General features: G+C 48.2%; 18 protein-coding genes. 4 read left to right on the forward strand and 14 right to left on the reverse strand.

What is annotated here, in order from left to right; all coding sequences use genetic code 11:
- Nucleotides 1–112: 112 nt before the first annotated feature.
- From IE074_RS01960 to catA, 6 genes are all read right to left on the reverse strand, one after another.
- A complete protein-coding gene (locus tag IE074_RS01960; protein WP_189383765.1) occupies nt 113–1,348 on the reverse strand; it encodes a benzoate/H(+) symporter BenE family transporter in 1,236 nt (411 codons plus the stop codon).
- Between the two features lie 6 nt (nt 1,349–1,354).
- Complete coding sequence (locus IE074_RS01965) at nt 1,355–2,146, reverse strand: 1,6-dihydroxycyclohexa-2,4-diene-1-carboxylate dehydrogenase (RefSeq protein WP_189383766.1); 792 nt, start codon at nt 2,144–2,146, stop codon at nt 1,355–1,357.
- 3 nt (nt 2,147–2,149) lie between these two features.
- Nucleotides 2,150–3,166: a benzoate 1,2-dioxygenase electron transfer component BenC gene (gene benC, locus IE074_RS01970; protein ID WP_189383767.1), complete on the reverse strand. Its 1,017-nt coding sequence runs from the start codon at nt 3,164–3,166 to the stop codon at nt 2,150–2,152.
- A gap of 78 nt (nt 3,167–3,244) precedes the next feature.
- Nucleotides 3,245–3,736, reverse strand: a complete 492-nt coding sequence (gene benB / locus IE074_RS01975; RefSeq protein ID WP_189383768.1) for a benzoate 1,2-dioxygenase small subunit — start codon at nt 3,734–3,736, stop codon at nt 3,245–3,247.
- Nucleotides 3,736–5,091 (reverse strand): benzoate 1,2-dioxygenase large subunit, encoded by a 1,356-nt coding sequence (gene benA / locus IE074_RS01980; RefSeq protein WP_189383769.1) that lies wholly within the window; start codon nt 5,089–5,091, stop codon nt 3,736–3,738. Before benA ends, benB begins: the two co-directional genes overlap by 1 nt.
- A 98-nt stretch (nt 5,092–5,189) precedes the next feature.
- Nucleotides 5,190–6,110: a catechol 1,2-dioxygenase gene (gene catA / locus IE074_RS01985; protein ID WP_169294525.1), complete on the reverse strand. Its 921-nt coding sequence runs from the start codon at nt 6,108–6,110 to the stop codon at nt 5,190–5,192.
- A 154-nt stretch (nt 6,111–6,264) separates the two neighbouring features.
- On the opposite strand from catA, the gene IE074_RS01990 reads away from it, so the two are divergent.
- Nucleotides 6,265–7,176 carry a LysR family transcriptional regulator gene (locus IE074_RS01990; RefSeq protein WP_189383770.1) on the forward strand — a complete coding sequence of 304 codons (912 nt, stop codon included), beginning with the start codon at nt 6,265–6,267 and terminating at the stop codon, nt 7,174–7,176.
- Between the two features lie 73 nt (nt 7,177–7,249).
- Here the strand turns inward: IE074_RS01990 and ehuA are convergent, their stop codons facing one another.
- The 4 genes from ehuA to ehuB are packed head-to-tail and all read right to left on the reverse strand — an operon-like array spanning nt 7,250 to nt 10,306.
- On the reverse strand, nt 7,250–8,023 hold the full coding sequence (gene ehuA, locus IE074_RS01995) for an ectoine/hydroxyectoine ABC transporter ATP-binding protein EhuA (protein ID WP_308429743.1): 774 nt from the start codon (nt 8,021–8,023) through the stop codon (nt 7,250–7,252).
- A complete protein-coding gene (gene ehuD / locus IE074_RS02000) occupies nt 8,020–8,712 on the reverse strand; it encodes an ectoine/hydroxyectoine ABC transporter permease subunit EhuD (RefSeq protein WP_189383771.1) in 693 nt (230 codons plus the stop codon). The genes ehuA and ehuD overlap by 4 nt, the downstream gene beginning before the upstream one ends.
- Nucleotide 8,713: 1 nt before the next feature.
- The gene (gene ehuC / locus IE074_RS02005; RefSeq protein ID WP_189383772.1) at nt 8,714–9,388 is read right to left on the reverse strand and encodes an ectoine/hydroxyectoine ABC transporter permease subunit EhuC; all 675 of its coding nucleotides are present in this window, start codon (nt 9,386–9,388) and stop codon (nt 8,714–8,716) included.
- Between the two features lie 57 nt (nt 9,389–9,445).
- Nucleotides 9,446–10,306 carry an ectoine/hydroxyectoine ABC transporter substrate-binding protein EhuB gene (gene ehuB / locus IE074_RS02010; protein WP_189383773.1) on the reverse strand — a complete coding sequence of 287 codons (861 nt, stop codon included), beginning with the start codon at nt 10,304–10,306 and terminating at the stop codon, nt 9,446–9,448.
- A gap of 532 nt (nt 10,307–10,838) precedes the next feature.
- On the opposite strand from ehuB, the gene trhP reads away from it, so the two are divergent.
- Both trhP and IE074_RS02020 read left to right on the forward strand, forming a co-directional pair.
- On the forward strand, nt 10,839–12,203 hold the full coding sequence (gene trhP / locus IE074_RS02015) for a prephenate-dependent tRNA uridine(34) hydroxylase TrhP (RefSeq protein ID WP_189383774.1): 1,365 nt from the start codon (nt 10,839–10,841) through the stop codon (nt 12,201–12,203).
- A gap of 300 nt (nt 12,204–12,503) precedes the next feature.
- Entirely contained in the window at nt 12,504–12,929 is a 426-nt protein-coding gene (locus tag IE074_RS02020; protein ID WP_486303668.1) for a TolC family protein, read from the forward strand.
- A gap of 160 nt (nt 12,930–13,089) precedes the next feature.
- Here IE074_RS02020 and IE074_RS02025 read toward each other — a convergent pair whose 3' ends face one another.
- The 3 genes from IE074_RS02025 to IE074_RS02035 all read right to left on the reverse strand — a co-directional run bounded on the left by IE074_RS02025 (nt 13,090) and on the right by IE074_RS02035 (nt 16,196).
- A complete protein-coding gene (locus IE074_RS02025) occupies nt 13,090–13,794 on the reverse strand; it encodes a fumarylacetoacetate hydrolase family protein (RefSeq protein ID WP_189383775.1) in 705 nt (234 codons plus the stop codon).
- Nucleotides 13,795–13,904: 110 nt separating this feature from the next.
- A complete protein-coding gene (locus IE074_RS02030) occupies nt 13,905–15,113 on the reverse strand; it encodes a 3-hydroxybenzoate 6-monooxygenase (RefSeq protein ID WP_189383776.1) in 1,209 nt (402 codons plus the stop codon).
- A 39-nt stretch (nt 15,114–15,152) separates the two neighbouring features.
- The gene (locus IE074_RS02035) at nt 15,153–16,196 is read right to left on the reverse strand and encodes a cupin domain-containing protein (protein WP_189383777.1); all 1,044 of its coding nucleotides are present in this window, start codon (nt 16,194–16,196) and stop codon (nt 15,153–15,155) included.
- Between the two features lie 195 nt (nt 16,197–16,391).
- On the opposite strand from IE074_RS02035, the gene IE074_RS02040 reads away from it, so the two are divergent.
- Complete coding sequence (locus IE074_RS02040) at nt 16,392–17,321, forward strand: LysR family transcriptional regulator (RefSeq protein WP_189383778.1); 930 nt, start codon at nt 16,392–16,394, stop codon at nt 17,319–17,321.
- Here the strand turns inward: IE074_RS02040 and IE074_RS02045 are convergent.
- Complete coding sequence (locus IE074_RS02045) at nt 17,307–19,250, reverse strand: LTA synthase family protein (RefSeq protein ID WP_189383779.1); 1,944 nt, start codon at nt 19,248–19,250, stop codon at nt 17,307–17,309. The two genes, IE074_RS02040 and IE074_RS02045, sit on opposite strands and share 15 nt — an antisense overlap.
- Between the last annotated feature and the right edge of the window lie 160 nt (nt 19,251–19,410).

The raw sequence follows: 19,410 nt of genomic DNA on the forward strand, positions 1-19,410 counted from the left end.
TGTTGATATAACTGCAAATAATTTTTTAAAAGTGGTTACTGAAAAATTTTTTGTTACATTGAGTTTTTTTTATTTCATTAAGCGGTGTTTTAGTGATTGATACTCAGTGTTTTCAGGATGTTTTTTTGTCGGTTAAGGCTGTTTTGCTGTTCATGATGAAAAATGCCAGCAATCCGATAACAATCCCCCAGAAGGCCGAGCCCAGACCCCACATGGACATGCCTGAGGCAGTGGCCAGAAAAGTAATCAGTGAAGCTTCGCGGTGTTTCGTGTCTTCAATAACAATGGTCAGGTTGGCTGTAATGGCGCCAATCAGGGCCAGTCCGGCCAGAATGGTAATCAGTTCCTTGGGCAAGGCCGTGAAGAGCATCACGATGGTGCCCGCGAAAAGCCCGCCGATGAGATAGAAAAGCCCGTTTGAAATGCCAGCGACATACCTTTTACTCGGGTCTTCGTGGGCATCTTTACCGGTGCAGATGGCCGCTGTAATGGCAGCTAGGACAATGGTGATACCACCGGTAAAGGCAACCATTGCAGAGGCCAGGGCAGTAATAACAATAATGGCCTTGGCCGGTACCCGGTATCCCGCCAGATTCAGGATCGTCATGCCAGGCAGGAATTGGCCGGTCAGGCTGACCAGGGTGAGCGGGATGGTAAAGCTCAGGAATGTCGCCAGATCAAACTCTGGCGCAATCAAAACCGGCATGGCCAATTTTGGGGACAAAATGCCCAGGTTGGTTTTGTCCAGTAAAAAGGCAATGGTAAAACCCACAATGGCTACAATGACAATGTTGTAGCGGGGCAGGTAACGCCGGGACAGAATATAGGCCAGAATCATCCCCACGGACAGCAAGGGGGACAGGGCGCTGGCCTCAAAGGCCCGCAGCCCGAACTGCAATAAAATACCGGCAATCATGCCCGCGGCAATGCCCTGGGGAATCAGGCGAACCGCCTTGTCAAAGTAGCCGGTAATACCAATGATAAACAGCAGCAGGGCCGAACTCAGGTAAGCACCCACGACCTGGCCCATGGTAATTTCCGGGAAAAGGGATATCAGCAACACCGTGCCGGGGGCTGACCAGGCGGTGACCACAGGTACTTTAAGCCACCAGCTAAGAAAAATACCCGAAATGCCGGCACCGATGGAAATGCCCCAGACCCATGAAACCATCATGTCATTGGAAATATTGCCCGTGGAGGCCGCCTGGAAAAATATAACCAGGGGGCCGGCATAGGAAATAAGTACGGCCAGGAATCCGGAAACGATAGCGGAAATTGACCAATCAGTGGTTTTTTGTTTTAAGGGATATTTTTGCCCGGTATGTACCTTGTCTAGCCTGTCATTCATGACGGTTTACCCCATTCCCAGGTCGCCGCCGCCAACAGGCAACACCGTGCCGGTGATGTAGCTGGCTTCATCAGAGGCCAGGAAAAGAATGGCGTTAATCTGTTCCTGTATGGTCCCATAGCGCTTCATCAGGCTGCTTGATACCGTCTGGTCAACAATGGCCTGGTACCAGACTTTCTCCTGTTCTGATAACGGTTTTGGGTTGCGGGGTATTTGACGCGGTGGCGCTTCGGTGCCTCCCGTGGCAATCGCGTTGATGCGAATGTTGTTTTCAGCATGCTCCATGGCAAGGCTCATGGTCATGGCATTGACACCGCCTTTGGCTGCCGCGTAGGGGATGCGATGGATACTGCGCGTGGCAATGGATGAAATGTTCACAATAACACCGCTTTTCTGGCTGATCATGGTGGGCAAAACGGCGCGGCAGCTCCATAGCGTGGGAAACAAAGAACGGTTCACTTCTGCCAGGATTTCGTCGGGCGCATATTCCTGATAGGGTTTGGCCCAGATGGTGCCTCCTACGTTATGAATCGAGACATCAATTTTGCCGTATATCTCAAGGGCACTTTGGGCGACTGCCTGGGCACCTTCCCAGGTTTCCAGGTCAGCCAGTACCGCATGCGCTTGACCGTTATTGTTATTAATGCGTTTGGCAACGTCCTGCACCAGCAGGTTGCGGTCTGCCAGAATCACTTTGCCACCTTCAGCAGCAATGGCGCAGGCCACGCCTTCACCAATGCCCTGGGCAGCGCCAGTAACAATGACAACCTTGTTTTCAAAGCGTGCATTCCGGTTCATGAATCATGCCTCGCTGGGTGAAAATTTTTCATAATGGAAGTTTTTGGGTGTCAGATTTTCCTGTTCCAGCCAGCCGCGCACGGCTTCCACCATGGGTACCGGGCCGCACAGGTAAATATCAACATCCCCTTCATTCAGCCATTCTTTTTCGATATGCTGTGTGACATACCCTTTTCTTGGGTGCCGGCTTTCTTCAGCCACGACACAGGTTGTATAGTTGAACCAGTCGTGTTTTTCACTCAGGCGATCCAGTTTTTCAAGTTCTACCAGGTCTTCATCATTGGTGACGCCAAAAACCAGGTTGATTGGATAATGGCAACCGGATACTTCCAGACTGTCAAGCATGGACAGGAAAGGGGCAATACCGGTACCACCCGCCAGGAACAGGGCAGGGCGCACGACCGGGCGCAGGTAAAAACTGCCATACGGGCCGGTAAACGAAATGGGCTGGCCAACCTGGGCCTGGGTGGTCAGGTACGTGCTCATTTTGCCTTGGGGTACATTGCGTACGACAAAGCTGCTGTTCTTGTCCATAGGGGCCGAGCTGAATGAATACGAACGGGTCAGGTCCGTGCCGGGAATCTGGACGTTGACATATTGGCCGGGCAAGTAAATCAGGTTTTCCGGGTTGGGAAGATGAATGCTGAAGGCAATCGTTGAATCGGAAACTTTTTCAAGCGAAGAAAGCGTGCCTTCAAAACGGGTGACGCCTGTCTTGCAGGCTTCAGAGGAGGCGTTAATCTTGACCACACAGTCGGAAGTAGGTCGCATCTGGCAGGTCAGGACAAACCCTTGCTCCGCTTCTTCTTCAGTCAGAGCATCTTCAATATAAAGCTCTGCCGGCATGTCGTAATTGCCTGATTCGCAGAAGCTGCGGCATGTGCCACAAGCGCCGTCGCGGCAATCCAATGGAATGTTCAGCTTTTGGCGATAGGCGGCATCTGCCACGGTTTCGCCTGATTTACAGCTAATGAAGCGGGTTATACCATCTTCAAACTGCAGTGCAATAGTATGCTCCACAACATTTCTCCTGGGTTTTGGGATAGATGAATAAAATGCTTTCGGGCAAGCCTGTCCTTAGCCGGACAGGCACCGAATTTAAATGTGATAAATATCAATCAGCTGGTTGATGTAATCGTTTTTCAGAACCACATATTTGCGTTTTATGAGGGGGTCGGCATTGGAAAAATCAATCGTGTAACGGGACATGCCAAAATAACTGTAGCAGGTTTTGTAACGAAAGCTCAGTGTATGCCAGTTGAACCGGATGGTCACCACCTTGCCTTCCTGTGATTCAATTTCCAGGTTGGAAATATTGTGGCTGGTACGGGTATCAGGCAATGTGGCGCTAGAACGCTCTGTCTTGATCCTGAAAACACGGTCTTCCAGTCCACCCCTGTCAGGGTAGTAAATCAGGGAGATTTCCTGCTCGGGATTGGTGGTCAGGGTATCGTTATCGTCCCAGGCGGGCATCCAGAATTGCGCATCCTGGTCATAGCAGTTTAACCACTCATCCCATTGTGCATCATCAAGCAGGCGTGCTTCTTTGTACAGGAATTGCTGTATGGTTTCGTAAGGAATAGCGCTCATTAATTTTTCTCCTGTTGCTGTGCAAGAGCTTTTTTCATGACTTCTGACCAATATCTGTGCTGAACGGTATAAAGGCCTTCATCTTCGGTTTTCAGGCCGCTCAGGACCGGTTTCAGTCCCAGGGTTTCGGCTGCCTCATCGGGGCCATCGATCCAGTGTACGGAACCGCGGCTCATGTCATTCCACTCCATGGCAATGCCGTTATAGCCAGCCTGGCAGGAGCGGAACTCTTCCAGATCATCGGGGGTGGCCATTCCGCTGGCATTGAAAAAGTCTTCATATTGGCGGATGCGACGGGCCCTGGCTTCCTTGTTTTCACCCTTGGGGGCAATGCAGTAAATGGTGACTTCGGTTTTGTCAACGGACAGGGGGCGCAATACCCGGATTTGTGAACCGAACTGGTCCATCAGGTAAACGTTGGGGTATAGGCACAGGTTGCGTGAACGTTCAATCATCCATTTGGCTTTTTCTTCACCAAAATTCTTGATGTAGTCTTCTTTTTTGGGGAAATTGGGGCGGTCTTCAGGGTTGGCCCACTGTGTCCACAAAAGCATATGACCATAATCAAAAGCGTAGAAACCACCGCCTTGCTGACCCCATTTTCCGGCGCTCATGGCCCGGATTTTGTCTTCCTGGGCTTCTTTTTCCTTGCGCTGGTTGGTGGTTGCCGCATAATTCCAGTGAACCGCTGTTACATGGTAGCCATCGGCGCCATTCTCGGCCGTCAGTTTCCAGTTGCCTTCATAGGTATAGGTTGAAGAGCCTTTGAGCACTTCAAGGCCTTCTGGCGACTGGTCTACAATCATGTCAATGATTTTTGCCGCCTCACCCAGGAATTCTTCAAGGGGCACGACGTTTTCGTTCAGGCTGCCAAACAGAAAGCCACGATAGTTCTCAAAACGGGCCACTTTTTTCAGGTCATGTGAGCCGTCCTTGTTGAAGCATTCCGGGTAACCGGCCTCAACAGGATCCTTTACTTTCAGCAGTTTGCCACTGTTGTTGAATGTCCAGCCGTGAAACTGGCAGGTATAGGTTGCCTTGTTGCCGCGTTTGAAACGGCACAATTGCGCACCCCGGTGCGAACAGGCATTAATGAAGGCGTTCAGTTCCCCCTGACGGTTGCGGGCAATAATTATGGGCTGGCGTCCCATATAAGTGGTGTAATAATCATTGATTTCCGGAATCTGGCTTTCATGGGCGAGGTAAATCCAGTTACCTTCGAATATGTGTTTCATTTCCAGTTCAAACAACTCCTGATTGGTGAAGATGCTTCGGTGGACGCGATAGTCGCCTTTTTCCTTGTCTTCAATCAGTAAATTGTCGATATTTATCTGGGTTTCCAGTGCTGCAGTCATCAGCTTTCTCCATTTTTAAGCAAAAATCTGGCTTGCCTGCGGCTAGGGGCGGCAGGCAATTGGAATTGAATGGGGGGTGTGGGCAGGAAAGCCGGGTGTCAGGCTGCAGCCCTGCGGCGCTCAACAACGGAAGAGGGGGCTTCCTGGATGTCTTTCAACAAATGAATATCAAAGACGATGTTTTTGTAGGGACGTTCAAGGCCGTTTTGTTTAATCAGGTCTGGATCGGTGATTTCATTAACAGGTGGAACCAGGCCTTCGCGGCTGGCAAAAGCAAAATCGTCCCACAGATATTCATCACCATCGATATTGATCTGGGTTGTCAGTTTGCGATGCCCGGGAGCCGAGATGAAATAATGGATATGGGCGGGACGATTGCCGTGACGGCCAAGCATATCGAGTAACGCCTGGGTGGTGCCTTCAGGAGGACAGGCATAGCCGACGGGCATGATACTTTGTGCCTTGTAGTGGCCATTGGCGTCGGTGTAGATGGTACGGCGCAAATTGAAAGCGGATTGGGACTTGTCAAAATAGGAATAACAGCCATTGGTATTGGCATGCCAGATTTCAACTTTGGCATTTTGCAGGGGTTTGCCGTCTGCATCATAAACCGTACCTTCGATGATCAACGGGTCAGCCTTGTCGCTTTCGGTGCCATCATCCATACGGGTAAATCCTATACTCTCGGGGGCACCGGCAACATATAATGGACCTTCAATAGTCCTGGGTGTTCCGCCAGTCAGGCCCAGTCTTGCTTCCGCTTCATCAGACCGAATGTCAATAAAGCGCTCCAGGCCCAGGCCTGCGGCCAGCAAGCCCAACTCATTGGCTTTTCCGGCATCCGTCAGGTATTCAATGCCTTTCCAGATTTCAGCAGGCTGAAGGTCAAGATCTTCAATGGCCTTGAAAAGATCGCCCAGCAAACGGACAACAACGGTTTGTACGCGATGGTTGACATCGCCTTCTGCCTTGTCCTGAATGAAGGTTTTAACCAGTTGATCTATTTGAGCGTGGTTCATGTTATCTCCTTTGACAAATCCAGTTAACTTTAAATTTAAATCAATATCTGTTATTTTGGTGGTGATTTTTATTATTTTGACGTAAGGTTAATCTTGATCGGTTAGCTTGTCTAAGACTGTTTCAGTATGTTTTTCATACTTTAAAGGTATTGAGTTGGAATTAAGACATTTGCGCTATTTTGTTGCGGTTGCCGAGGAGAAGAATTTCACTCGCGCAGCTGAAAAACTTTTTATTGCCCAGCCGCCATTAAGCCGGCAAATCCAGCAGCTGGAAGAAGAGCTGGGCGTCAAGCTGTTTGAAAGGGGAGTCCGGCCCTTGAAAACAACCATGGCAGGGGAATTTTTTTATGAGCATGCCAAACAATTGCTGGTGCAGGTCAATGAGCTGAAACTCATGACCCAAAGGTTGGGCAATGTCAATGAAAGCCTGAAGGTGGCCTATGTGGCTTCGACACTGTATGGCAAACTGCCGCAAATCATCAATATTTTCCGGCAACGATACGGCAATATAGCGCTGGAGCTGTTTGAAATGACCACCATGGAGCAGATACATGCCCTGAAAGAAGGTGACATTGATATTGGTTTCGGGCGTCTTTACCTTCAGGACCCCAGTGTTCGGCGTATTGTTTTAAGAAAGGAGCCGTTGGTATTGGCCGTTCCGTTCAATCATCGGTTTATTGGCAGGAAAGAAATCACGCTTGATCAAATTGTCAGTGAAAAAATCATTATCTATCCCCAAAAGCCAAGGCCCAGTTTTGCCGATCAGGTACTGGAAATATTCAAGTTCATTGGCTTGCAACCAGAAAGGCTGTTTGAGGCCAGGGAATTGCATATAGCCATGGGCCTGGTTGCCGCCGGAGAAGGGGTTTCACTGGTCCCTGAAGGTCTTGCCAGGGTCAATGTACAGGATATCGCATTTATTCCCATTGTGGATGACCATGCGTTTTCTCCCATTATGATGAGCACCCGGACCAAGGATAAATCTGACAATATCAGGAATATGCTGAATGTTATTTATGATATTTATGACCAGGAGAAAATCGCTTATATCCGTCGCAAAATATAAACGGGTATGCCTTGCTGGCATACCCGCTCCGGTTAGTTGATATTTTTTAGGTATGAATCAGGCCAGAGAAATTTCAGGCTTGAATGAAAGACTTGAGAAAAGCCTGCGTCCTTTCCTCTTTGGGTGAAGTGAAAACCTCTTCCGGAGGGCCTTCTTCCACAATATTCCCCTTGTCAATAAAGCAGATCCGGTCGGATATTTGCCTTGCAAACTGCATTTCATGGGTTACCAGTAACATGGTTAAATCATGCTTTTCGGCCAGGCGCTGAATAACACCCAGTACTTCACCAACCAGTTCAGGGTCCAGGGCAGAGGTGGGTTCATCAAACAGCATGATATTGGGGCGGGTGGCCAGCGCCCGCGCAATCGCCACCCGCTGTTGCTGTCCACCGGAAAGCTGGGAGGGGAACTTGTCTGCGTGTTCGCTTAAGCCAACCAGGTCCAAATATTCATCAGCCAGCTCATTGGCTTCTTTGTGGGATAACTTGTGAACATGGATAGGCGCTTCGGTAATGTTGCGCCTGACCGTCATATGCGGAAAAAGATTGAACTGCTGGAAAACCATGCTCATTTCCTTGCGCATCTGCCTGAGGTGATGCTCGCTGGCGGGAACTGTTTGGCCATTTTTGTATTCATGCCATAATGGTTTGCCGGCAACGTGAATGATACCATCATCAATGGTTTCAAGTGTCATGAGGATGCGCAAAATGGTTGACTTGCCAGACCCCGATGGGCCGATGATGGTCACTTTTTCATTCTTGGCGACTTCAAAATTCAATTTGTCCAATATCGTGACATTGCCGAATTTTTTGGTTACATTTTCAAACTTGATGATGGCATCGTTCATTTCAATGGAATTCCTTTTTTTGGCAGGCGCTTGTCCAGATACCGGATGCCTGCCGAGGCCAGCAGGGTTAGCAACAGATAAATGATGCCAACCATGGAAAGGGGGATGAGGTAGTTAAAGGTGCGGTCGCCAATAATTCTGGCCACATTCAGTATTTCAAGAATGGCAATAACAGAAAGGACCGGCACGTCTTTCATGATGGAAACCAGGTAATTGCCCAGCGCCGGGATAATGCGGGGGATGGCTTGCGGCAAAATGATAAACATGAAAGTGTGTAGGGGCGTGAAATCCAGCACCCGTGAGGCTTCGGTCTGGCCATGTGGGATGGATTCCAGGCCGGCCCGGTAAACTTCAGAAGTATAGGCGCTGTATTGCAGGCCCAGGGCCAGGGCGCCTGTCATGAAAGCCGGCAAAATAATGCCGTATTCGGGTAATACATAATATAAGAAAAACAGTTGAACCAGCAGGGGCGTGTCCCTGATGAATTCGGTAATGAAATATGCGGGCCAGGAAATAATGCGTAACCGGGCCCCTTTAAGTGCGGCCAGTACCAGGCCTAATACCAGGGCCACTAAAAAACCAACCAGTGTAGCCTGTATGGTAACCACCAGTCCTTTGAAAAGGATGGGCAGGATAGACAAGGCAAAAAACCAATTGTTGGCGGTGTCCCACTCTATGCCAAATAACATGTTAAATTTTCCTTGTGCGCCAGCGGCTTGCGTAGCATTCAAGTATTTTCATCAAGGCGCTTAAGACCAGTGCCATGCCAAAATACATGAACAGCAAGAGGGTGTAAATGGTTGTGCTGTCCTGGGTGTAGTTGCGCAACTGTTCAGCCCGGAAGGTCATGTCGCCCAGGCTGATCAGGGAAACCAGGGCCGTGTCTTTCAGGTTCTGGATGGCAAGATTGCCAAAACTGGGCATCATTTCAGGAATGGCCTGGGGCAATACAATCCGCCACAAGGTTTGCTTGGGCGTAAAGTCCAGTGCCTTGGCAGCCTCGTATTGATTCCCGGGAACTGCCTGAATGGCGCCACGCACCACTTCGGCACCGTAGGCGCCAATGTTAAGGCCCAGGGCAATAGTGCCTGCCAGTAAGGGGGGCATACGTAAATCCACCCCAATTGCCTGCCCCAGGATGGGCAAGGCAAAGTAAAGCCAGAACAACTGCACCAGTAAAGAGGTGCCACGGAAAAACTCAATGAAGCAAATTGACAGCCACCGGGTGGCGCGGTTTGTTGACAGCTTGCCAATGCCTGCCATAAAAGCAACCATGCCACCCAAAATGGTGGAATAGAGGGTTAGCTGCAAAGTCACCCATGCGCCATCAAGCAAAGGGTCTACATACGATAGCAGGTTATCCATGATGCCTTTCCTGACTTATTCCCGTGTAACACCTGCTATTCATAACTGCGGAGCGAATTACTTTGCACATAGTTGCGCGGTGGTTTTTTTAGGTGATTCCTGAATATCGGTTTCACTGAAACCGTAGCCGGCCAGAATGTTTTTCCATTCATCGGTTTGCTTGATTTCAAGCAGTTCCTTGTTGACGGCATCACGCAGATCAGTAGAGGCAAGTGCGAAAGTGAAACCACCCCAGCTTCTGACCGGATTGCCATTCACCACAGGGTCTGTAAATCCGCTGGCTGCTTCAACGCGATCGCTTTTGGAAGCAAGCTCACTAACGGTCAGGCTGGTTGCTGCATAAGCTGCAGCGCGTCCGGTTGAAATAGTAGAGATGGCATCGGCATTATTGGCGATGGTCACCATTCTGTTGTCATCGACCTTAAGGGCCTGCATCATTTCAAGTTGGTCGGCGCCCGCCATGATGGCCACTTTGAGCTTGTTGTCGGTGAAGTCTTCATATTTGTGAATGTTCTCCGGGTTGCCTTTGGCAACCAGCAGGCCTTCACCATACGAGCTGTTGGGCTCTGAAAAATGCACTTCAGTACAGCGCTGGGGCAAAATGGCCATTTCTGCAGCCACCATGTCAAAACGGTCTGCTTTCAGGCCAGGAATAAGGGAACCAAAATTGGTGGTGACCCAGCGGATTTCCTTGATGCCCAGTCTTTCCATAATCAGTTTTGCCACATCGGGACCGGCGCCTTTTGCTTCATTGCCGGGGGTCATGTAGCCATATGGAATTTCATTGGCAACGGCAATGCGGATATAACCGTTATCCTGGATGTTCTTGAGACTTGCCGCATTACTTGAAGCTGAGAATAATAATGCCGTTGAAGCAAGTGATAGTGCAGATATAAATGAAATATGAGCTTTTTTCATCGTGGTCTCCAGTTTTTAAATTATATATTTCTTATTTAAAATAATTTGCTAATTTAAAAAAAGTATACATTTGAAATAAAAAATATAATGAACGAACTCTATTTTTAGAGTAACAGAAAAGCATGGCTGATGAACGGATAAGGATGTTATATACCCTGACTTTGTGTAACAAAAAACTACAAAAGAAACAATGGTTACATCTTGGTTTCAAAAAATAAACATATAAATCAAATGCTTGGATGCCACAAAAAAATACTGCAAAGTGTTGGGTGAGACATACATTAATTATTATTTGCAGCAATCTATATCAACAATGCTATATAAAATCTTTTATTTCTATTGGATGTATTTGATTTTTCTGAGTGGTCAAATAAAATGATGGCTATATCTTTATTGAATATTTTTATTAATTAAGCTGTTTGGCCTTAATAAATATTAGCGTTCATAAGGCGATTAATAATATATATTGCATATGTGTTTATGGGGTTGGTTCCCACACATGGCAAATACACTACTACACTTATCAAGAATCATGAAATCTCCCGAATTATTACTGCCTGCCGGTGGTCTGGAGCGCATGCGCGCCGCCTTTGATTTTGGTGCCGATGCCGTTTATGCCGGTCAGCCCCGTTACTCATTGCGCGCCCGCAATAATGAGTTTGTACGTATCGCTAAAATGCAGGAAGCGATTGATGAAGCGCATACCCGCGGCAAGAAATTTTATGTGGCCAGCAACATCCTGCCGCACAACTCCAAACTGAAAACCTATCTGGACGATATGGTACCGGTCATGGAGATGAATCCGGATGCCATTATCATGGCAGATCCCGGTCTTATCATGAAGGTCAAGGAACGCTGGCCCGATGCGGTCATTCATTTATCTGTCCAGGCTAATACCACCAACTATTGGGGTGTGCAGTTCTGGCAGAAAGTGGGAGTTGAACGCATCATTTTATCTCGTGAGTTGTCAATTGACGAGATTGCTGAAATACGCCAGCAATGCCCCGATATGGAACTTGAAGTTTTTGTGCATGGTGCTTTGTGCATTGCCTATTCAGGCCGGTGCCTGCTGTCGGGTTACTTTAATCACCGTGACCCCAATCAGGGGACCTGTACCAATGCCTGTCGCTGGGACTACAAGGTGCATAATGCGGCAGAAAGTGATGCCGGCGATGCGCAACTGTTAAGCGGCTTTAATTTCCAACAGTCAAAGGAAGAGGCGGACGCCAGTTTTGCTTCTTGTGGCGGGGCGAAACGGCATCCGCTGGCAGACCAGGTTTATTTAATAGAAGAAGCCAATCGTCCGGGCCAGATGATGCCCATCATGGAGGATGAGCATGGCACTTATATCATGAACTCCAAGGATTTGCGCGCGCTTGAGCAGATTGAAAAGCTGGTGAAGATCGGGGTTGATTCCCTGAAGGTGGAAGGCCGGACCAAATCCGTTTATTATGTTGCCCGGGTTGCCCAAACCTATCGCAAGGCTATTGATGATGCTATTGCCGGTCGCCCCTTCAACCCGGAATTGCTGGCTGACCTGGACGGCTTGGCCAATCGGGGTTACACACCCGGTTTCCTTGAACTGCACCAAACCCAGGACTACCAGAATTACCTGCACGGCTATTCCATTTCCAAACAAAGCCAGTTTGCCGGCCTGGTGACCGACGTGGATGAAAATGGCTGGGCCACGATTGATGTGAAGAACAAGTTTTCGGTGGGTGACACCCTTGAGATTATTCATCCGGATGGCAACCAGCTGATTCGCCTGGACACCATGCGCAATAATGGCGAGGCCATTGAGGTGGCGCCTGGCAATGGCATTTTTGTGCAAATACCCAATATGCAAGGCAAAGAAAAAGCCTTGCTGGCAAGAATCATCAACCCTGCCGACATGTAAGCTGCCGGAAAGTAAGCCAGTTAACTTGAATCCCGCCACATAAACGGGCGGGATTGTTTTTTTGTTCAGGCACTCACAAGTTGTCATGACCTTCACGCAGTTAAGCAAGAGTGCGCTCAGGTCCTGTTTTTTAACTGATGTTCCCTGCCAATTCTTAGTTCAATTCTGTGGCGGGCTGTTTGCATCGCCTCAAGCATGGATTCTATGTTTTTTGGAAACCGTGAGCTTGGCATGGTGATGGAAATCGAGAAGCTGCCCAGATAAGTTTCAAGCGGTACGGCAATAGAAGATATACCTTCTATATATTCATTCTGTTCAAATGTCAATATTCCCGTCTTCAATGCGGGCCGCTTGAGTGCAAGTCTGGATTATGCTGAAATCCAGAAAGATATTCATGTGGCGCAATATGAAAAAACCATTCAGAATGCCTTCAGGGAAGTAGCTGATGGCTTGGCCGCGCGTGGTACGTTTAGCGAACAGCTGGCTGCCCAGAAAAAACGGGTGGACAGCACCCAACGGTATTACAGCTTGGCAAACACCCGTTATAAAGCGGGCATAGATAGCTACCTTACCGTGCTTGATGCACAACGTCAGCTGTTGGGGGCGCAACAGCAGGTGGTGGTCGTGCAATTGGCCAAATTAAGCAGTGAGGTTTTGTTATACAAGGCGTTGGGTGGTGGCTGGCATGAAAACGGCCAGGCCACCAAGCAGGGGCGGGATGGCTAGAATACTCATCATGCCTTCAATGAGGCGGTCATTTACATGTTTGATTTAATGTAAAAAAATCGGTTGCGGATATCGCAACCGATTGATTTTAAATTTTTATAAGTACTTTTTATGTGCAAATGGATGTTTGCACATAAAAGAAATAAATGTTTTTATCAGCCTATTTTACTGCAACAGTAATGGACTTCAAACCGTCAATGGTGGCAACCATTGTGTCACCGGCTACCACGGCACCTACGCCTTCGGGTGTACCTGTCATGATCAGGTCACCTTCTTTCAGTTCAAACAGGGTGGAAAGGTTGGCAATCGTTTCTGATACAGACCAGATTAAATGCGTCACATTGCTTTTCTGGGTGGTTTTGCCGTTAACTGTCAGGTGAATCTCACCATTGTTAATTTCACCGGTTTTAGCGATGGGGGTAATTTCACCAATAGGTGCGGAATAATCAAAGGCCTTGCCAATTTCCCATGGACGACCGACTTCACGCATTTTCATTTGCAGGTCACGACGAGTCATGTCAAGGCCAACCGCGTAACCAAAGATATGTTTGACAGCATCTTCAACTGAGATGTTTTTACCACCTTTGCCAATCGCCACAACCAGTTCAATTTCGTGGTGATAGTTACCGGTTTGGACAGGATAGGGAATTTCAATGGTTTGGCCATCTGCAACCGGAACAATAGATTCAGCGTCGTTAGGTTTGCAGAAGAAAAATGGTGGTTCGCGATCTGGATCAAAGCCCATTTCACGGGCATGGGCAGCATAGTTACGTCCTACGCAGTAAATACGGCGTACAGGAAATAAATCTTCAGAATCGGTAACGGGGATACCGACAGTTTTCATCGGTTCAAATACGTAAGACATGTTAAGTTCCTTCCTTGTTAATGTCAGGTTTTTTCAAGATATACAGTTTACAGGGTAAGCCTTTGGAATAAGGCTTACCCTGTATTCTTCATTTATTGAAAATTGTTATTTCATTCTGCAGAATAGTTTTTCGCTGCATCAAGGCAGTTGGAAACATTCCAGCCATACAGCCACTCCATCGCATCGTAGAAGCGTTCGGTAGAGCGGCCACGCCATAGATCATTACGAATCATGCGCTGGACACCTTCAGCATGATATAAGCGACCCATTTCACGAGAAGATAAAACAATGCGGGCGGTTCTGGCAACACGGGCACGCTGATACAGCTCGAAGGCTTTTTCAATATCATTGTCGCAGGTACGCAGTGCTTCACCCAGGGTAACGGCATCTTCCATGGCCATGCAGGCGCCTTGTGCCATGTATTGGGTGGTTGGATGCGCGGCATCGCCAAGCAGGGTGGCACGGCCGTGGGTCCAGTTGCTAATGGGCTCACGGTCTGCGGTAGACCAGCGCTTCCATGATTTGGGCAATGAAAGTAATTGTTTGGCTTTTGGACAGATATCAGTAAAGTAGCTTAATACTTCTTTACGGCTGCCATCCTTGACGCCCCAGACTTCCTGTTCACGACTGTGGAAGGTCACCACCACGTTGTATTGTTCACCGCCACGTAGTGGATAATGAACAAGATGGCCTTTGGGGGCTGCCCACAAACTTGCGGCATTCCAGCGCAGGTCTTCGGGGAAATCCTCTTTGTCTACAACAGCACGATAAACCACATGGCCGGTTACCAGTGCTGGGTCACCCACATATTTTTCACGAACTACAGACTTGCCACCATCAGCTGCAATGAGGGCAATTCCAGTATGTTTATTACCCTTGGTGTCAGTGACCGTAACGGTTTTGCCGTCCTGTTCGATGCCTTCGATACGCGTGTTGGTATGGATTTGAACCTCGCCGGTTTCCTGTGCGCCTTCAACCAGGGAAGAGTGGATGTCAGCACGGTGGATGACGGCATAAGGGTTGCCAAAACGCTTGCGGAAATTTTCATCGGTGGGGATTTTGCCGATCACGTATTCGTTAAGGGCATCATGCATGACCATGTAATCCGTGTAGACGGCACGTGAACGGGCTTTGTCTCCGATGCCCAGTGCATCAAAGGCATGAAAGGCGTTGGGGCCCAATTGAATGCCCGCCCCGATTTCACCAATTTCCGGTGCCTGTTCAAACAGTTTTACCTTGAATCCCTGACGCACCAGTGCCAATGCTGCGGCAAAGCCTCCGATGCCGCCACCAGAGATCAGAATAGGTAATTGTTCCATTTTTTGTTTCCTCTATGAAAATAGTTTTTTTGATCTGAATTATTGATTGTTTGGGCGTTCAGAGTAAAGACCCAGTTTTTTCTGTACCGGAGATTCGTCAGCAATAAAAATGAAGGTGGGCTGATCTGCATTTTTATTCACAAAAGTGACCGGTGCAAAACAGGGTACGCAGCTGATATCTGATTGCTTCATGTCAAAGTTGTTGTTAGTTGTTTGCACTTGTGCATGCCCTTCAATAATATGGAATACCATTGCACTGGAACGTAAAGGCAATGTCAGGGTTTCATTCGGGCGTAACATCAAGGCAGAATAACCAATAATTTTCTGGCAGTCATCGCCATTTTCAGGATTCACATAGGTGATCTGGATGGATTTTGCCTCTGGCTGGTTCTTGGCCATGCTTTCCAGCGCTTTACGTGCATCTTTCCATGCATAGCGTAACATGGGGTAGTGTGAATTCCGGCGTTCAAAAACAGGGGTTGGCACAATACCGGGACCGTAATCGGTTTCGTCCGAGCTGCCTTTGATATTCTGGTGTTCTCCGGGTTGGACGTATGAGGCTTCCATGAAATACACCAGTGGCAGGTCAAGCACGTCAAGCCAGACCACAGGGTCAGTACCTTCATGGGTGTGTTCGTGCCACATGCCGGTAGGTGTCAGGATCAGGTCACCGCGCTCCATTGGGCATTTCTGGCCATCAACGGTTGTGTAGGCATCGTTGCCTTCAACAATCATGCGAACGGCATTGGGGGTGTGACGGTGTGAAGGAGCCCATTCACCGGGAAGCAGAAGCTGCATGCCCAGATACATGACAGAACTGGCACGCATGTTTTCCAGGCCATGTCCAGGGTTGGCCAGAACCAATACACGTCGTTCGGCTTTTTCAATCGGGGTGAGTTCGCCGGCTTGAAGCAGCAAAGGGCGCAATGCCTCATATGACCAGAAAACAGGTTTGGTTTTGGGTTGGGGAATTTCTGGGGGAAGAACATCACGCAGGCTGGGCCAGAGCGGAACCAGGTTGAGCTTCTCAAGGTTATCCCGGTATTCCTGGGGCAGGTCTTCAAGTTTGGCTAATTGATCCACGATAATTTCCTCGTAAATAGTGATAAATTTTTTGATTTTTTTGATTATTGTTAATGAAATCGTCAGTTTTTAATTTAACAAGGCTAATCTATTTCATCCATACAATAATATAAATAATCTGTATTAAAAAAATTAATAGTGGTATGCTTGGCTGTCCCTGAAACTCTGGGGGAGGTCAGTAAAGGCAGGTATAACATGAAAGACTCAGGAAAAATAGATATCCGTCAGTTACAGGTGTTCCATGAAATTTATCGTGAAAAAAGCGTTTCAAAAGCGGCTGAAAATCTTGGCATGGGGCAGCCAGGGGTTAGCATAGAGCTGAACAAGCTCAGGAAGCATTTCAATGACACCCTGTTTGTCAGGGTTGGCAATACGATGCAGGCGACGGCAGTTGCCGAATCCCTGAATGGGTATATTATGGATTTGCTGGATAAATGGAAACGCATTGCTGAATTTACCGAAGAGTTTGATCCAGGCACTTCAACCCGACGTTTTACCATCAGTATGATGGATATCAGCCATATGGAAATTTTACCTAAACTGGTTGCCTATCTTCATGTGAATGCGCCAAATATTGCCCTTGATATAGTACCCATCACCCCCGAAACTCCCGTGCAAATGTCCAACGGTGCGGTAGATTTGGCCATTGGTTTTGTGCCACAGCTAAAAGCCGGTTTTTATCAGCAAAAATTGTTTCGCCAGCAGTACGAATGTCTGGTCAGCAGTCATCATCCCCGTATACAGGGTAAATTAAGCCTGGAGGATTTTCAGCGTGAAGGGCATGTGGTTTTTTATCACCAGGGAACCGGTCACTCTATTTTAGAGCAGAAAATCCGGCGTTTGGGTATACAGCGTAATATTTATATACAGCTTTCATCATTTTTGGGATTGGGGCTGCTGATAGAAAAATCAGATTTGATCACGAGCATACCCACGCGCTTAAGCAAGATGTTTGCCCGTAATCCCAATTTGCGTTCGTATGCCTTGCCGTTTGAGTCTCCCCGTTATGTAATCAGGCAGCATTGGCATGCCCGTTTTCACCAGGATGCGGGCAGCCGCTGGATGAGAAAAATCATCTATGAGTTTTTCAACACATCTGAAAACACGGATTCAGGCAACCACTGACGGATTATCTGGAACTTCAGCTCCATGGGGTAGGATATTGGAAGTAAAGGCCTTGTAACTTTTATCACGGTATACGCTAAAAGGCCAAATCGCATGTGCCAGGGCTTCATTTGCCAGCGCCTCATCAAGCTGGGACCGTTGAAATATATCAGGTGCCAGATAGGTAAACTGTTGCGGTTGCATGTGAGGATCCAGGACAAGCAGTTGGTCGGCCTTCAGGTAGCCATAGCGGTTGTCATATTGCATCATGGCCCGGTTGGGGGTTTGTCTTGAGAGGTCATGACCAATCATGGGATGCACGCACGATGCACCTGCCAGGGAAAGCAGTGTTGCGGGTAAATCAATCTGGCTGATTATCCGTTCATCAAGTCGGGGCTTTATGTCTGCACCCAGTAGCAGGGCAGGAATATGGAAATGTTTCAGGGGTATCAATTCGGCGCCAAACACGCGTGAATCATGGTCGGCAACCACCAGGAATACGGTGTTTTGCCAGTAATCCCGTGTTTTGGCATTTTCAAAAAACTGCCCTAGGGCATGGTCGGCATAGCGAACGGTATTTTCAACACTGGCCGGTTCACCTTGGGGCTGGATGCGGCCTGTCGGGTATTCCCAAGGGGAATGATTGGAAACGCTGAAGGCCAGGGTAACTACAGGCTGGTCTCTGCTTCCATCTTCTTGCAGCAGCCTGTCAAGTTGATTGAACATGTCTTCATCACTGTAACCCCAGGTTCCCTTGAATTGCGGATTCTTGAACGAGGGGCTATCAATAACCTCCTTGAAACCGTTACCCAGGAAAAAACCTTTCATATTATCAAAATGGGCCTCTCCGCCATACAGAAAACGGGAATGATAATTGTATTGCTGCCCCAATGCTTCGGCGATGGTGAAAAAGCCGGTTTGGGCGTTGGGTAGTTTGAAAACAGATTGTGTAATCGTGGGTGGAAAACCGGCAGACAGGGCTTCCAGTCCACGAACCGAGCGTGTCCCGGTTGCATAAGCACGCAGAAAACCCCAGCCTTCCCGGTAGAGTCTGTCCAGATTGGGTGTCAGGCATTCTCCTCCCAGGGTTTTGACATACTGGGCACCCAGGCTTTCTTCAACGATAATAACGATATTCCGGGGCGTGACCGGGTGATGGTCAGCTATTTGCCTGTGCATGGTGGCTATGGTATCTGAGCACTGGGCGGCGTTGATGCCCGCCGCTTCACGCACTATCCGGTTCATTTCATCTGACGGCATTTTGCCATATACATCTTCAGCCGACATCTCGTATTTCATTGCATAAATCGCGTATAAAAGGCTGTAAATGGAATTTAGTGCCAGACTGTTAACCAGGCCATCTCCGGCAAAGGCGACGGTTGATGGATTAATGGGTCTTTTTTTCAACGTGCCACGAATGCACAGGAAAGAAAGCAGCGTATAGCAAAATGACTCGATGACTCTAAGCCAGACGGGCCCCAATTGCTCAGGACCATAACCAAAAAAAAGTGAATTGGCCAAGGCTGCCATTAAACCAAAAAGCAGCAATCCGCCCGCCAGCACGCCCTTATAACCACGCCACAGCATCCCAAAAACTTCCTTGGGGTGCTTCAGGTACTCAACAAATAGACGATTGGGGCGGGTGTCGTATTCGGTAATAAATTGCGGAGTGGCAATTTCCATGAAAGCAGACAACAGCCACCAGAATGTAAACCAGGTGGCGGTAATTGCCAGGAACAGAGTGCTGTTTTCCAGCCATGGCATCAGCAGGGCCGGTACCGAGGCGTAGGTGGCGATCTGGTTAAGGTCTATGCGTAATCCACCCAGTAGAATGGGCCACAGCCCCTTGGCTTGTTGCACCCGCTGATGTTGCCAGGTCATTAGCAACAGGCGACTCAGGGTAAAAAGAGCAAATAAAGCGACAATAAACGTAATTAACTGAATTCTCAAATCTTAACCTGCATGACAAATCCTGATGGAACTCAGGAGGATTGATTGGGTTTAGTTATCCGTAAATGGTAGATTTAATGCCCTCAATCAAATATCAATTAAATATCAATTAAATATCAAAATGTTTATCTTGGGATCGGCAGGCAGTACAGGCTATTGC

Source organism: Advenella faeciporci (assembly GCF_014652395.1).
Taxonomy (GTDB): Bacteria; Pseudomonadota; Gammaproteobacteria; order Burkholderiales; family Burkholderiaceae_B; genus Advenella; species Advenella faeciporci.